The 15,284-nt window shown below is 64.7% G+C and carries 12 protein-coding genes; 6 read left to right on the top strand and 6 right to left on the bottom strand.

All coding sequences use genetic code 11. The annotated features are described in order from the left end of the window. Window positions 1-26 precede the first annotated feature (26 nt). Window positions 27-917, bottom strand: a complete 891-nt coding sequence (locus ACEVBK_RS16905; protein ID WP_375056066.1) for a dihydrodipicolinate synthase family protein — start codon at window positions 915-917, stop codon at window positions 27-29. A gap of 368 nt (window positions 918-1,285) precedes the next feature. Continuing rightward, on the bottom strand, window positions 1,286-2,164 hold the full coding sequence (locus ACEVBK_RS16900) for a LysR family transcriptional regulator (protein WP_375056065.1): 879 nt from the start codon (window positions 2,162-2,164) through the stop codon (window positions 1,286-1,288). Between the two features lie 98 nt (window positions 2,165-2,262). On the opposite strand from ACEVBK_RS16900, the gene ACEVBK_RS16895 reads away from it, so the two are divergent. Continuing rightward, the gene (locus ACEVBK_RS16895; protein ID WP_375056064.1) at window positions 2,263-2,769 is read left to right on the top strand and encodes a lactoylglutathione lyase family protein; all 507 of its coding nucleotides are present in this window, start codon (window positions 2,263-2,265) and stop codon (window positions 2,767-2,769) included. A gap of 84 nt (window positions 2,770-2,853) precedes the next feature. Here ACEVBK_RS16895 and ACEVBK_RS16890 read toward each other — a convergent pair whose 3' ends face one another. Continuing rightward, complete coding sequence (locus ACEVBK_RS16890; protein WP_375056063.1) at window positions 2,854-4,275, bottom strand: YdgA family protein; 1,422 nt, start codon at window positions 4,273-4,275, stop codon at window positions 2,854-2,856. 133 nt (window positions 4,276-4,408) lie between these two features. Next, window positions 4,409-5,236 carry a helix-turn-helix domain-containing protein gene (locus ACEVBK_RS16885; protein ID WP_375056062.1) on the bottom strand — a complete coding sequence of 276 codons (828 nt, stop codon included), beginning with the start codon at window positions 5,234-5,236 and terminating at the stop codon, window positions 4,409-4,411. Window positions 5,237-5,482: 246 nt separating this feature from the next. Here ACEVBK_RS16885 and ACEVBK_RS16880 point away from each other — a divergent pair, with 246 nt between their 5' ends. Further along, complete coding sequence (locus ACEVBK_RS16880; protein WP_375056061.1) at window positions 5,483-6,406, top strand: DMT family transporter; 924 nt, start codon at window positions 5,483-5,485, stop codon at window positions 6,404-6,406. Between the two features lie 33 nt (window positions 6,407-6,439). Here ACEVBK_RS16880 and ACEVBK_RS16875 read toward each other — a convergent pair whose 3' ends face one another. Both ACEVBK_RS16875 and ACEVBK_RS16870 read right to left on the bottom strand, forming a co-directional pair. Beyond that, window positions 6,440-7,720: an NAD(P)/FAD-dependent oxidoreductase gene (locus ACEVBK_RS16875; RefSeq protein WP_375056060.1), complete on the bottom strand. Its 1,281-nt coding sequence runs from the start codon at window positions 7,718-7,720 to the stop codon at window positions 6,440-6,442. Between the two features lie 282 nt (window positions 7,721-8,002). Further along, complete coding sequence (locus ACEVBK_RS16870; RefSeq protein WP_375056059.1) at window positions 8,003-9,496, bottom strand: aldehyde dehydrogenase family protein; 1,494 nt, start codon at window positions 9,494-9,496, stop codon at window positions 8,003-8,005. A gap of 124 nt (window positions 9,497-9,620) precedes the next feature. Here ACEVBK_RS16870 and ACEVBK_RS16865 point away from each other — a divergent pair, with 124 nt between their 5' ends. The 4 genes from ACEVBK_RS16865 (at window position 9,621) to nhaC (ending at window position 15,123) form a co-directional block, all read left to right on the top strand. Then, a complete protein-coding gene (locus ACEVBK_RS16865) occupies window positions 9,621-10,505 on the top strand; it encodes a LysR family transcriptional regulator (RefSeq protein ID WP_375056058.1) in 885 nt (294 codons plus the stop codon). Window positions 10,506-10,719: 214 nt separating this feature from the next. Further along, the gene (locus tag ACEVBK_RS16860; protein ID WP_375056057.1) at window positions 10,720-11,973 is read left to right on the top strand and encodes an aspartate aminotransferase family protein; all 1,254 of its coding nucleotides are present in this window, start codon (window positions 10,720-10,722) and stop codon (window positions 11,971-11,973) included. Between the two features lie 86 nt (window positions 11,974-12,059). Next, window positions 12,060-13,412, top strand: coding sequence for a VOC family protein (locus ACEVBK_RS16855; protein WP_375056056.1), 1,353 nt, complete (start codon window positions 12,060-12,062; stop codon window positions 13,410-13,412). A gap of 181 nt (window positions 13,413-13,593) precedes the next feature. Then, a complete protein-coding gene (gene nhaC, locus ACEVBK_RS16850) occupies window positions 13,594-15,123 on the top strand; it encodes a Na+/H+ antiporter NhaC (RefSeq protein ID WP_375056055.1) in 1,530 nt (509 codons plus the stop codon). Window positions 15,124-15,284: the final 161 nt, after the last annotated feature.

Genomic DNA, 15,284 nt, shown 5'->3' with positions numbered 1-15,284 from the left:
TTGCTTTCCCCAACGTCATGTCATCGCTACGCCAGTGCCAGCTTGTCCAGCTGCGCCGCCAGGGCTTGCCGGTCGGCGGCACCCAGGGTGTCGAGCGGCAGCGGCAGGCAGGGGCTGCTCGCCCATCCTTGCAGCTCCGCCGCCGTGGCGATCACGCGCAGACTGCCGTGCTGCCGGAACAGCGCCCACAGGGGCTCCAGTTGTTCGGAAAGCTGTTGCGCCTGTTCCGCCTCGCCGCCCAGGGCCGCACGGCTGATGGCCAGGGCCGTACGGGGGAACAGGCCGCCCAGCACCGAATACCAGGCGCTGCAACCGGCGTTGAGGCCGGTGGCGGCCAAGGCATCGCCGCTCACGCCTATGGTTACTTCCGGGGGCAGGAGGGCGCGCAGCCGCGCCACCCTGGCTCCGGCCGCCGCCGGGTCGGCCGGCACAGCGGGGATCTTGATGGATTTCACCTGCGGCAGCTGCGCTATCCGCTCGTGCAGCTCGTCGCTGAAGGTGAAACGGGTGGTGCCGGGGTTATCGTATACGCACAGGGGGACCGACAACGAGGTGGCCACGGTCCGGTACAGCCCGAACACCTCGTCTTCGGTGAGTGGCTGGTAAGACACCGGTGCCAGCAGCACGGCGCTGGCACCCGCCCGTTGGGCATCCTCGGCCAGCTCCAGCACCTGGCGGGTGCGCAGGGCGCCAATGCCCACCATCACCGGCACAGTGCCGGCGTGCGTCACCGCCAGTTGCGCCACCCGCGCCCGCTCGGCACGGTCGAGATAGGCATAGCTACCGGTGGAGCCGAGCGCGCCGATGGCGTTTACGCCGGCCTCGGCCAGCCGTTCCACCAGGCGGGCGAAGGTGCCTTCGTCCACGCCGTGTTCGTTCATGGGAGTCAGGGGAAAAGCGCTCAGGCCGGTGAACATGGTGAAGCTTCCTTGTTGCGATTGGGATCAATGGCCGCCGTTGGGGCAGCCTCGAACGGCTATCCAGTTTGCCATGGTCGGGCCGCCGCGTTAAGCACGGATCTCCCCGGCCGTGGCCGGCAGGCCTGGTAGATCACGTAGATTTTTTCGCAAGACTCCCCCGTTTCCCGCTCGCCCCGGGAACCGGCGGGGATGATGAGGCCGTCGCCGGGCGCCAGGGATGGCGCGGCGGAGCCCCAGGGATGGGGTTACGGCGTGTCTGCGTGCGGTCGATGTAGCACTATTAGGATCAATTATTTGGCGTATTCCAGTTCCCGATAATACTTTGTAGAAAGTGGAATCCAGATAGGACCGTTCACCCTAGGCGCCTACCGGTCGGTGCCGAGCCGGGCCACGAGGTGTTCTACCGCGCGCCGGGCCCGGGCCGAGAGTGGCCATTCGGCCCGGTGGATCAGCCAGAGGGTGTCCACCACCGGCGGGTCGCCTTCCAGCACCCGGATGGCGTCTTGCCGGCCGAAGGCCTGGCGGGCGTAGCGGGGCAAGACGGTAAAGCCCAGGCCGCGAGCCACTGGCTCCAGCAGCAGGCCCACCTGGTTGCTGAAGCCATGGCGAGGCAGGTGACGCACCCCCGGGCTGCCGGGAAAGCGCCGGCTTAACAGCCGGCCGGCCATGGCCTGGCCGTCCGGGTGGTCGATAAAGCCGAGCCGGGCCAGGTCGTCCCAGTCCACTACCTCGGCCTCGGCCGGCACCACCAGCTCCAGCGGCTCCTCGGCAAAGTGACGGGCGTGCAGGCGCGGATCGTCCGGCTTCAGGGTCACCAGGCCCAGCTCGTAACGGTTTTGCAGCACCGCTTCCAGCACCTCGCCGTCCGGTGCGAAACGGTGGCGTATCCTCAGCCCCGGGTTGGCCTGCTGCAGCCCGAGCAGCAGCGGGTAAAGGGCCAGCCCTATACTGCCGGGGCTGATCAGGCTGAGCTCGCCCTGCTCGGCGTCCGCTTCGGCCAGGCGCAGTTGCAGCCGTCGGTTGGCCCGTTCCAGTTCGGCGCAGTAGTCCAGCAGGGCCAGGCCCGCCGGGGTCAGCTCCACCCGGCGCGGGCGGCGGATCAGCAGGGGGCCCAGCTGTTCTTCCAGGTGGCGCAGGTGCTGGCTGACGGCGGCCTGGGTCAACCCCAGCCGCTCCGCGGTGCGGGTGAAATTGCCCACCTCGGCCAAGGTGGCGAAGGATCTCAGCCACTGGGGATTAACCATAATAAATTCTTATCAAAGCAATAATAAAAATGCGGTTCATATTATAGTTTCACCTCTCTAATCTGGTGCTCTGTTCAAGCTATACCGAGATGATGACAATGAGTACAACCTATCCTCGCAGTTTTTCCCATATCGGCCTGTCGGTCACCGATCTCGACGCCGCCGTCGCTTTCTATACCGAGGTGCTGGGCTGGTACCTGATCATGCCAGCCACCACCATCACCGAGGACGACAGCGCTATCGGCGAGATGTGCACCGACGTGTTTGGTGCCGGCTGGGGCTCTTTTCGCATCGCCCACCTATCTACCGGTGACCGCATCGGGGTGGAGATCTTCGAGTTCCGTAACGCCGAGCGGCCCGAAAACAATTTCGAATACTGGAAGAGCGGGGTGTTTCACTTCTGCGTGCAGGACCCGGACGTGGAAGGGCTGGCCGCCCGCATCGTTGCCGCCGGTGGCAGGCAGCGCATGCCGGTGCGCGAGTACTTTCCCGGTGAAAAGCCTTACCGCATGGTTTATATGGAAGACCCGTTCGGCAACATTTTGGAGATCTACAGCCACAGCTACGAGCTGACCTATTCGGCTGGCGCCTACCGCCAAGGCTGAGTGTCCTCGGCCTTGGCGGGCTGTCGTGTCTTGCTCCCGCGAATAAATTCGCGGCTACGGATACGGCAATAGCCCGGTGGGGAACTAGCCGGTACCCAGGCCGGAGGCTTCCAGCAGTTGTTCGGTGCTCATTACGGCCTGGCCGTGGGCGCTGACCTCGCCGTTTTCCACCACTATTTCCGCCTGCAACCGTTCATCCTGCTGTACCACGAAGGGGGTTTGCAGCAGCAGCTCCTTCATTTGCGTCGAGCTGGCCGCCAATATCTGTTGCTGTTCCTGGGCGGAAAGGCCCGGAGATTCTTCGGCAATCATAAAGCTCAGGAATTGCTGAAAGGCGGCGTCGCTGGCCTGGGCCCGAGCGGCAAGCTGCAGCTGCCGGGGTAGTTGCTCCGAATCCAGCTTGCCCGTGCCGGTGTAACGCAGGATGGCGCTGGCGGTCGTGTCGTAAGGGTCTGCCAGCGACAGGCTGAGCTCTTCTATGCCCAACTCCGGTTGGTAGGCCAGCAGTTGTTCCAGCAGGGGCTGGATATGCTGCCATTGGGCGTCCGGATCCTGGTTGGGATCGAGCTGTTCCAGGCGCTGCAGCAGGGCCTGGTAGGGCGCCGTTTCCAGCCGGTTAAGGGCAAAACGCAGCCGGCTCGGGCCCAGTTGCTGGGCGGGCAGGCTAACGCCGCCCAGGGCGATCTCGGTGTGGCTGTTCAGGTGTTGTTGCTCTTGCGTGGTATGGGTGCTGATCAGGGCATCCTGCAGGCCGAAGCGTGCCTTCTGGCTGCTGAACCTGAGCTGTTGCAGGGTCAGGGCACTGTCGCCCAGCCAGAGGTACCGGCCCGCCGCGGTGGCATCCAGGGTCAGGCTCAGTTGCTGCAGGCTGAAGCGCTCGGTGCTGGCCGGCAGGTCAAGGGCGAATTTGCCTATCTGGCCCTGCAGCTGCAGTCGTTGCCGCTGCGGATGCCACCGGGCGTTGAGGTGGCTGTCGGCCAGGGCAAGATCCAGTTGTCCATCGGCGCCGGGGTGGGCCAGGTGGCCGCGGTAATCGATGAGCTGCAGCCGGAGGCTGCTGCTGCCATCCCATTGTTGCACGCCGGTCAGGGTCAGCATGGGGGCCTGCTCCGGATAGTCGGGCAGCCACTCCCGTGCCGTGTCGGGCAGGGGCAGCCGGTATTCAAGCCTGGCTTGCCCCAGGCCGTCCCTTCCCAGCCAGGGGCCATGCTCTACCGGCAGGCTGCCCTGCAGGCGCAGCTCGGCCGTGGGCTGCCATTCGGCCAGCAGTTCGTGCAGGGGATTGGTTGGCAGGGGGCGATAGGTCAGGTCGTAGTGCAGGGCGCCGCCGCTCAGGCCCTGTTCATAGTCCAGCCGGGCTACCCACAGTTCTTCGTGGGCGGCGGCTTGTTGCCGCCATGCGTCCACCTGGGCGCTGATCCGGGTGCCGATATAATACTGGGTTCCGGTGTAAAGGCCGACGGTTGCGGCGGCCGCTATTGCCGTGGAAATAAGTGCTCTCTTCATTATTGTTGTCTGCGCCCCGGGGCGTCAGCTCCCTATTACTTTTGGTTCCGTTTGGGGTGTTCAGAGTATCAAAAACCGGCCATATCACCAGTGTTGGGTTATGTTCAACAGCGGGTGGGCGTGATTCGAGGTTTTATCCGGGCCTGAGGCTCTTGCGGTATTCATCCGGGGTCATGCCCATCAACCGGCGAAACATGGCGATAAAGGCCGAGGCGCCGGCGTAGCCCAGCTCCAGGGCGATGCTTTCCACCTTGCGACCTTCTTCCAGCAGTGTCATGGCTCTGACTACCCGCAGCCGCTGCCGCCATTCGGTAAGGGACATGCCCAGCTCTTTCTGGCTGCGGCGCAGCAGGGTGCGCTCGGTGCTGTGCACGACCCGGGCCAGTTCGGCCAGCGGACGGCTGTCGCCCGGCTCGGCTTCCAGCATGGCCAGCACCCGCCCGAGCAGGGGATCGTCCGAGCCGGGCAGGTAGCTGCCGGCGCAGTCGGCGGCGGCCAACTGGTCCACCAGCACCTGCAGCAGACGAGCGTCTTCCTCCGAATAAGGGCGCTGGGGCGGCCGTTTCCGCAACTGCTCCAGCAGGGCGCCGATAAGCGGGCTGACCGTCAGTGCGCAGGGAGTGGCCGGCAGCCGCCGGCACAGTTCGGCCGACACATAGAGCGAACAGTGGCAGGCTTCCAGGCGGTTGAAGCCCTGGTGCTCTACCTCGGGCGGCAGCCAGAGCCCGTATTGGGAAGGCGCCAGGTACTGGCGATTACCCACCCGCACTTCCATCACCCCGCTGTAGGAATAAACGAATTCTCCCCAGGGGTGGCGGTGCCGGGGATAGCTCGCCGCTGCCGGCATGACGGCGGCGCGAAAGTAGATGGGCGTGGGCAACTGCTCGCTGAACGGCGGCTGGTGCAGGCGCCGTTCGGCCGGCGGCGGATCCGCGCCGTTGTTGCTCCCGTTTGCTGCCATCTGGTTTTTACCTCTGCGGTGTTGTGGCCGTAGGTTGAAGGCGCAAGGGCCACCCAGGGCACTGAGGGCGGCCGCCCCGTGCCGGCGGGGGTCCATGAGTAGCGGATGGCGTTTCACCCCGTGACTCCGTGTCGCTTGCTTTGGGGTCTTGTCGGGTTACCGCTACCGTATGTCATATTTTAGCTATATCCATTAAAACCGACAATGCCACAATAGGCGTCTGATTTTTATACCCCGGAGCTCACTATGGATAGCCGCAAACCGCTGGACCCGCAGGCGGTCGGCCTGATGATCGCCTTTTGCCTCTGCCTCGGCTTGCAGCAGGTGGTGATCAAGGCCACCGCCGGGGATATTTCTCCGGTGCTGCAGCTTGCGCTGCGTTCGGGCATCGCCGCCGTGCTGGTGTTGCTCTATATGGGCTGGAGCCGGGAGCGGCTGGCCCTGGCCGACGGCAACTGGAAGCCGGGACTGGTGGTGGGGGGGCTGTTCGCCCTGGAATATCTGTTCCTGGGGGAGGCGCTGCGCTTTACCTCCGCCTCCCATGCGGTGGTGTTCCTCTACACCTCGCCGGTGTTCACCGCCCTGGCGTTGCATTTTCTGGTGGTGTCGGAGCGGCTGTCGGCGCTGCAGTGGACGGGCATTCTGCTGGCCTTGGGCGGCATCGCCCTGGCTTTTCTCGGACCCGGGGGCGAGCAGGGCAGCCTGTTCGGTGACCTGCTGGCGTTGCTGGCCGGCGCCGCCTGGGGCGCCACTACTGTGGTGATCCGCACCTCGCGGCTGGCGCTGGTCTCGGCCAGGCAGACCCTGCTCTATCAACTGGTGACGGCCTTCGTGCTGCTGCTGGCCAGCGCAGTGGCGCTGGATCAGCTGCACTTCTCGCCCACGCCCCGGGCCTTGGCCGGACTGGCCTTTCAATCGGTGGTGGTGTGCTTCGCCGCCTTCCTGATCTGGTTCTGGCTGTTGCGCCATTACCTGGCCTCGCGGGTGGTGGTGCTGTCGTTCATGACGCCGCTGTTCGGGGTGGCGCTGGGTGCCTGGCTGCTGCGTGAACCGCTGGAGCCGGAGTTTCTGGCCGGCGCTTGGATGGTGATCGCCGGGGTGGTGCTGGTGAGCGGCGAGGGCTGGTTCAAAGCGCTGCTCGCGCGCGTGGCCGGTCGGGCGGCGAGGTAAGCCGCCCGGCTGCAAGGGCCGCGGTGTTAACCTTCAACTCACCAGGCGCAGGCATTGCCCGGTATGGTAGAGCGTGAAGCCGCTTTCGTAACCGGTGCTCCACAGCGACTTCGTACGTATCGGTTGGTGGACGCCCATTGGCAACGGCAGCAGCGAGTCATCGCCGGTAGTAAGGTAGCGGGCGAAGCCCTTGCCGACCACGGTGCCGGTGGTAACACCGCGGCCATTGTAGCCGGTCACGGCCACGATGCCCGGCGCCGGTTCGAATAACCGCAGGGTATGCTCGGGCGTGAAGGCGATCCGCCCGGTCCAGGTGCACTCCCACTCGAGCCGGCCCAGTTGCGGAAAGTAGTGCTGCTGCACCCGGTCGGCCCAGCAGCGCAGGTAGGACAGGGGCTTGCCGTCACCCCGGCCGAGGCTGCCCAGCAACAGGCGGCCCTCGGCGTCACGCCGGATGCTGCTCAGCACCATGCGGGTATCCCAGGCGCCCTGCCGGCCGGGCAGGATATCGCCGGCGAGTTCCTCCGGCAGGGGGCGGGAAGCCACCTGAAAGTAGTAGCCGGGGAAGAAATGGTCACGCACCTGGTTCCAGTGATCTTCGGTATAGGCGTTGGTGGCGATGACCACCCGGGGCGCCCTGATGCTGCCCTGGGGCGTCATCACCAACCAGTCGTCCCCCTGGCGGGTCACGCCGGTGGCGGGACTCTGGGTATGCAGGCGCACACCGGCCGCCGCTGCCGCTCGGGCCAGGCCCCGGGTATAGGCGGCGGGATTGAGGGTGCCGGCGCGGCGATCGAGCAGGGCCCGCCGGATGCGCCGGGTGCCCACATGCTGATGGCAGGCCTCGTCTTCAAGCAATTCCACGGGCGCGCCGCGTCGCTGGAACTGAGCAACCCGGCGTGCCAGCTCTTGCTCGCCCTTGGCGTTGTGGGCCAGGTGCAGGTTGCCGGTACGGGTGGCGTTACAGGCTATGCCATGGCGTTCGATCAACGCAAACACTTCCGCCGGGGCACCGCCGAGCAGGGTATTGGCGCGTTCACCGTCTTCTTCGCCCAGGGTCTTGATGATGTCGTCCGGCGGTATCCACAGCCCGGCGTTGACCAGGCCCACGTTGCGTCCTGAACCGCCGGTGGGTATTTCGCTCGCCTCGATCAAGGTCACGGCCACACCGGCCTCGGCTAAATGGAGGGCGGTGCTGAGCCCGGTGATGCCGCCGCCGATCACCGCTACCTCGGTGGTGTGATGGTCCTGTAAGGGAGCCAGCGCCGGCGCCGGCTCGGGTGAGGTGTCATACCACAGGCATCTCTCTTTCATGCATTCCTCCTTTGTCGAGCTCTCCTTGTGCCGGAGAGAGAACGAGATGTGATGTTGTTATTGTGCTTATCGGCGGGTCTCCCTCCCTCTTCGTGGTGGAAAACGAGTGGGGCTCGGTGGGGAGAGTGGGGAGCGTCGTAATCCGGCGAGTCGTCCGGTCATCATCCCGATGGAGCGGTCACGTCACTGTTTCCGGGATAATGGCCCTTGTCATGCCGCGACGCAATGGCCGCTTGCCGGAGGGCGCCATCCTTGCCCGGGAGCAGGATGGCGCCCATGGCATCAGTCGAACTTGATGCCCTGGGCCAGCGGCAGTTCACGGGAGTAGTTGACGGTGTTGGTCTGGCGACGCATGTAGCTCTTCCACACGTCCGAGCCCGACTCGCGGCCGCCGCCGGTCTCCTTTTCACCGCCGAAGGCGCCGCCGATCTCGGCGCCGCTCGGGCCGATGTTGACGTTGGCGATGCCGCAGTCGCTGCCCACATCGGAGACGAAGGCTTCCGCCTCGCGCACATCGGTGGTGAAAATGCAGGAAGACAGCCCCTGGGGCACGTCGTTGTTCATGGCCAGCGCCTCATCGAACTCGCGATAGCTCAGTACGTAGAGGATGGGCGCGAAGGTCTCGCTCTTGACCAGATCGTCCTGACTCTCGACCTCGACGATGGCGGGCGCCACGTAGTAACCCTCGGGGTAGACGTCGGCCAGTTGCCGCTCGCCGCCGAACAGGGTGGCGCCACGCTGGCGTGCCTGGGTCAGGACCGATTGCATCTGGTCGAACGCCTGGGCGTCGATCAGCGGACCGATCAGGTTGCCTTCCAGCGGGTTGCCGATGCTGATGCCCGCATAGGCCTTCTTCAGCCGTGCCATGACTTCGTCGCGCAGCGACTCATGGACGATCAGGCGGCGTAGGGTGGTGCAGCGCTGGCCGGCCGTGCCCACGGCGGAGAAGAGGATGGCGCGCACCGCCATGTCGAGATCGGCGCTGGGGGCCAGGATCATGGCGTTGTTACCGCCGAGTTCGAGGATACTGCGGCCGAAACGGGCGGCGACGCGGGGCGCGATTTCACGGCCCATGCGGGTGCTGCCGGTAGCGCTGATCAGGGGCACCTTGGGGGAATCGGTCAGGCGTTCGCCGGCTTCGCGGTCACCGATGATGACCTGGCTGAGATCCTTGGGGGCATCCTCACCGAACTCGGCCATGGCTCGCTCCAGCAGGGCCTGGCAGGCGAGGGCGCTGAGCGGGGTCTTCTCGGATGGCTTCCACAGCAGGCTGTTGCCGCACACCAGCGCCAGGGCGGCGTTCCAGGCCCAGGGTGCCATCGGGAAGTTGAAGGCGGTCACCAGGCCGATGGGCCCCAGCGGGTGCCAGCTTTCGCGCATATGGTGGCCGGGGCGCTCGGAGGCGATGGTCAGGCCATACAGCTGGCGGGACTGGCCGACGGCGAGATCGCAGATATCGATCATCTCCTGGACTTCACCCAGGCCTTCCTGCAGGATTTTTCCGCACTCCAGGGTGACCAGGGCACCCAGATCGTCCTTGTGACGGCGCAGTTGTTCACCAAACAAGCGGACCAGCTCGCCCCGGCGTGGTGCGGGTACCTTGCGCCAGGCCTCAAAGGCAACCTGGGCGCGTTCGATGCGGGCGTCGACCACCTCGGCGGATTCAAAGCTGACCCGACCGATTTCGGTGCCGTCAGTGGGAGAAGTGACGGGGTAATGTCCAGCGCGGTACAATGATTCGGCCACTCCGAGCCGCTGCATGATGGTGTCAATCATTCATCCTCCTAATGATGCTTCCGGATTGATATACAACACCGGCAGTATTGCCTTCGGGCTTGATCCAGATCAAACGACGCTTTATAACGATATCATTCCATTTTTTCCTGGTTGGGCTGCCGAAATGAATCGTCGCCATCTACCTTCCCTCTCCGCCATGCAGTGCTTCGAGGCTTCGGCCCGTCATTTGAGCTTCACTCGCGCGGCGGTCGAGCTGAGCCTGACCCAGAGCGCCGTGAGCAAACAGGTGGCCCAGCTCGAATCGCTCCTCGAGCACCCGCTGTTCCGCCGGGTGCGCAAGCGACTCCAGCTCACGCCGGAAGGCTCGCTCTACCTGACCGAGGTGCGCAAGATCCTGACCCAGGTCGAGATGTCGACGCGCTACATGCAGTCCTACGGTGGCCAGAGCGAGGTGCTTAACATCACCACCCTGCCGACCTTCGGCGCGCGCTGGCTGATCCCCCGGCTCAACGGCTTCCGCTTCCGCCACCCCAACGTCTACCTGAACATCAGCAACAGGACGGAGCCGTTCGATTTCGAAGAGGAGCGTATCGACGTCGCTTTCTTTTTCGGCCAGGGCTCCTGGCCGAAAGCCGAATGCATCAAGTTGCTGGATGAAGAAATGGTGGCGGTCTGCTCGCCGTCCGTCATCCCCGCGGAGGGCATCCAGGATCCACTGGAGCTGACCCGGCTGGTGCTGCTGCAGCAGGCGACGCGGCCCGAGGCCTGGCATGACTGGTTCGAAGGCCAGGAACGCTATACCAGCCACAGCTACCACGGGCCCCGTTTCGACACCTTCTACATGGCCCTGCAGGCGGCCCGCTCGGGATGCGGCGTCGCACTGGTGCCGCGCTTCCTGGCCGAGGAAGAGCTGCAGACCGGGCAACTGGTGATCCCCTGGCCATTTTCGCTTTCCAGCAGCAACGCCTACTACCTGGCCTATCCGGAGTACAAGGCCGACGTCGGCAAGGTAAAAAACTTTATCGAATGGATACTCGAACATCGGTAAAGCACTGGCGCCTTTCGCCGCTGTCACATTACTCCCGCCCATGTTGAAAGCCCGGGTCTTGTGTCGGCCTGGCAGCCGAGCGTACGAAGAAAAGCTGCCCGCTCACCAGGTTCATTAATTTTTGGAATGAATTGGTCCTTTTTTTTCGTTTGCGGCTCGGGGCGGGGTCTGTTGTTATCGTTACCTCTTTCTTGGGCGTTAACGGGGACCCTATATGGACTTAGCGTGCATCAGCCAGTCACTCGGCGTGATCCACCCCCTCTGCATGGAGCGCGGCCGCAATGCCGAGGTCTGGGATGAGCAAGGCAACCGCTACATCGACTTTATCGGTGGTATCGGCGTGCTCAACCTGGGGCACGGCCATCCGGCGGTGGTCGAGGCGATTCGGGCCCAGAGCGACAAGTTGCTCCATTCCGCTTTTAATGCGGTGCCCCATCGCGGTTACCTGGACGTTGCCCGGCAACTGGCCGAGTTCGTGCCGGTGTCCTACCCGCTGTCGTGCATGCTGACCAACAGCGGGGCCGAGGCGACCGAAAACGCGCTCAAGGTGGCCCGCGCCGCCACCGGCCGGCAGGGGGTGATCGCCTTCGACGACGGCTTTCACGGCCGCACCCTGGCGGCGCTGAACCTGAACGGCAAGGTCAAACCTTACAAGCATCGGCTCGGCGCCCTTCCCGGGCCGGTGCACCATCTGCCTTTTCCGAGCCGCGACAGCGAGGTCGACGCCGAGCAGGCCATGGCGGCGTTGGAGCGCCTGTTCGAGGTTGAGCTCCCACCGGAAGAGGTGGCCTGTATCATCGTCGAGCCGGTACAGGGCGAGGGTGGCTTCCGCCTGCTGTGTGCCGACTTTGCCGCCCGCCTGCGCGCACTCTGCGATGCCCTGGGCATCCTGCTCGTCTTCGACGAAATCCAGTCGGGCTTCGGCCGCACCGGCAGCCGCTTCGCGTTTTCCCATCTCGGCGTAGAGCCGGACCTGCTGCTGCTGGGCAAGAGCATGGCGTCCGGGCTGCCGCTGGCGGCGGTGGCCGGCAGGGCGGCGCTGATGGATGCCTTGCCCAAAGGCGGCTTGGGCGGTACCTACTCGGGCAATGCCCTGGCCTGTGCCGCGGCCCGGGTGGTGATGGAGCTGATGAGCGAACAGCAACTGCGCCTGTGGGGCGAGCGCCAGGAGCGGGCCATTCTGGCGGCATACCAGGCGTGGCAGGCGTCGGGGCGCTATCCCATGCTGGGCCGGCTGACCGGAATCGGCGCCATGCGCGGCATCGTCTTCGAAGACACCGCCAACGCCACGGGCGGCGAGCATCTGGCGGCCCTGCTCGATGCCGGCCGGGAGCTGGGCGTGCTGCTGATGCCGAGCGGCCGGCGCCGCAACGTGCTGCGCTTGCTGCCGCCGCTGACCACCGAACCCGAGGTGCTGGCCGAAGGGCTGGCGTGCCTGGAGCGGGCGCTGGAGATGCTGCGTCCCTGATGGCCCGGCCGGCGTTGCGATGGACAACCCAGATTCACCCCAGACAGCAATGTCATCCCGATAGGAACAACGGAGACGAATGAAGCATGACCACCTATTTATCCTGTGACGAGATCCGCGACCGCTTTGCCAGGGCCATGTCGGCCATGTACCAGGCCGAGGTACCGCAATACGCCGCCCTGCTCGAGCTGGTGGAGCGGGTGAACCGGGAAACCCTCGACAAGGATCCCGCCCTGGCGCAACGCCTGGAGGAGGGCGGCGAGCTGGCCCGGCTCGGCGTCGAACGCCACGGCGCCATTCGCGTGGGGACCGCCGACGAGCTGGCCATGTTGCGCCGCCTGTTTGCCGTGATGGGCATGTATCCGGTCGGTTATTACGATCTGTCCGAGGCCGGTGTGCCGGTGCACTCCACCGCCTTCCGCCCGGTGGAGGCGGCGGCCCTGGCCCGCAACCCCTTCCGCATCTTCACCTCCCTGTTGCGGCTGGAGCTTATCGAGGATGCGGGGCTGCGCGAACGGGCCGCCGCCATCCTCGCCGGGCGGGACATCTTTACGCCGGCCGCGCGAGAGCTGATCGCCCTTTACGAACACCAGGGCGGGCTCGCCGAAGCGCAGGCGGAACGCTTCGTGACGGAGGCCATCGAGACCTTTCGCTGGCACCGGGACGCCACCGTCGACCCCGACACCTATCATGCCCTGCATGGCGAGCATCGCCTGATCGCCGATGTGGTCTGCTTCCGCGGCCCGCATATCAACCACCTGACGCCCAGGACGCTCGATATTGACGCGGTACAACAACGCATGCCGGCGGCGGGCATGACCCCCAAGGAGGTCATCGAAGGGCCGCCCCGTCGCGACTGCCCCATACTGCTGCGCCAGACCAGTTTCAAGGCGCTGGATGAAGCCATGCGCTTTGCCGGTGAACGGCAGGGATCCCACAGGGCGCGTTTCGGCGAGATAGAGCAGCGCGGCGTTGCGCTGACCGCCAAGGGGCGGGCGCTCTATGACCAACTGCTCGCCGAGTCGCGCGTGCGGACGGTGGGGCTCGACAACGCCACCCATCAACAGGTACTGGCGGAAGTGTTCGCCGGCTTTCCCGACGACGAGACGCAACTGCGCCGCCAGGGGCTGGCCTTCTTCGAATACCGGCCGACGGGGGCCGGCCAGTCCGCCGCCGTGGATACCCTGGATATGGAGGCGTTGATCGAGCGTGGCCTGGTCACGGCCCAACCGATGACTTACGAGGATTTTCTGCCGGTGAGTGCGGCGGGCATTTTTCAGTCCAACCTCGGCGCCGGCAAGAGCGGGGCCTATGAGGGCAATGCTAACCGGAGCGCCTTCGAGCAGGCGCTGGGCGCGGCGGTTATCGATGAGCTTGCGCTCTACGCCGAGCGTGAGTCGTCGTCTTGCCGGGCGACGCTGCAGGCGCTGACCCAATAGTCTCCATCATGGGGAATAGCACGGCAACGCCGTCCGCTCCCCTCGTGTTCAGACCAATACCGAAGAGGCAAGCAACGACATCATGAGTTAGAGCGTCACTCCTGGTAACGCTGCACTTGGACGGCAGCCACCCCGGGAACCGTCATCGACTATCGAGTGGATAATCCACAGGGAGAGGAATATGAAAGAAGCAATAAAATCAACAGACTGTAAACTACCCAGCCTGTCATTGGCACTCACCCCCATCGTGCTGACACTGCTGGTACTGGGCGTCCAGCTGTTCTATTTCGGCGACTTCACGCCCCACATCCCGCTGGCCATCGGCCTGGCCATCACCTCCTTGCTCGGCATCACGCTGGGCCTGAAGTGGCGCCAGATAGAGGAGGGGATCTTTCATGTTATCCACGTTTCCCTGCCTTCGGTGTCGGTGCTGATCTGTGTCGGCATGACCATCGGCGTCTGGATTGCCAGCGGCACCGTTCCGACACTTATCTATTACGGTCTGACCGTGCTGTCCCCGCAGCTTTTTCTGGCGGCGGCCATGATCCTCTGTTCGGTCGTTTCATTGGCGCTGGGCACCTCCTGGGGTACCGTCGGCACCGTGGGGCTGGCGCTGATGGGTATCGGGTCCGGCTTCGACATTCCGATGTACTGGACTGCGGGCGCCGTGGTGTCCGGGGCCTTCTTCGGTGACAAGATCTCGCCGCTGTCCGATACCACCAACCTGGCACCGGCGGTGACCGGCACCGATGTGTTTTCCCATATCAAGAATATGATGCCGACCACGATCCCGGCCATGCTGATCGCCTTTATCATCTACCTCTTCGCCGGCTTTTCCCTGATCGGTTCGGAGAGCGCTTCTTTCGAGAAGATCAACGCGATCACCACCTCCTTGCAGGAGAACTTCGTGATCTCGCCGTGGCTGCTGTTGCCTGCACTGCTGGTCATTGTGCTGGCGGTCAAGCGCATGCCCCCGATCCCGTCCCTGTTCGCCGGCGTGCTGGCCGGTGCGGTGGCGACCATGCTGGTGCAGGATGTTGGCTTGCATGATATTTTCACCTACGGCAACAGCGGCTATGTGATCGCGACCGGCGTCGGCGAGATAGACAGCCTGCTCAACCGGGGCGGCATCCAGTCGATGATGTGGACCATCTCCCTGGTGCTGATCGCACTGGGCTTTGGCGGCGCCCTGGAGAAGACCCGTTGCCTGGAAGCCATCATCAAGGTGATCATCGGCAAGGTGCGCGGTTTTGCCGGCGTGCAGACGGCGGCGGTGGGCACCTCCGTCGCCACCAACCTGGTGGCCGGCGACCCCTACCTGTCCATCGCCCTGCCGGGCCGCATGTACGCACCGGTGTATCGGGGCATGGGCTATTCGCCGCTGAACCTGTCCCGCGCCATCGAGGAAGGCGGCACCCTCATCTCCCCCCTGATACCCTGGAATGCGGGTGGGGCTTTCGTCATCGCCGTGCTCGGGCTCGGTATCGCCGAGGGCAATATCGAAAACCTGCTGTACATCCCCCTGGCCTTCGCCTGCTGGCTGTCGCCGATACTGGGCATTGCCTATGCGTATTTCGGCCTGTTCTCGCCGCGCGCCAGCGAAGCCGAACGCCGGGAGTGGGCGGAAAAAGGCGAGCTGATCGCCGATCTCGGCGGTAACAACGGCATGGCGGCCGAGCGGCTCACCCCCAACGAGGCGCTTAAAAGCTGATATCAGGCGGACGGGATTCGGCCGCCGAATCCCGTCCGGACTGCAAGGTTGGTTAATATTCCCCCCCCGTTCCAGATCTGGAACCCGTTGTTCAGATTTTTTCCTTGAAGTGTTAACACAAACCATTATCATTATCCCGATTTTCATGGGCGATGCCCGTT

This window comes from Zobellella sp. DQSA1, from assembly GCF_041950555.1.
Classification (GTDB): Bacteria; Pseudomonadota; Gammaproteobacteria; order Enterobacterales; family Aeromonadaceae; genus Oceanimonas.
Note: the sequence above shows the minus strand (reverse complement) of the source record. Positions and strands in the feature narration are given on the sequence as shown.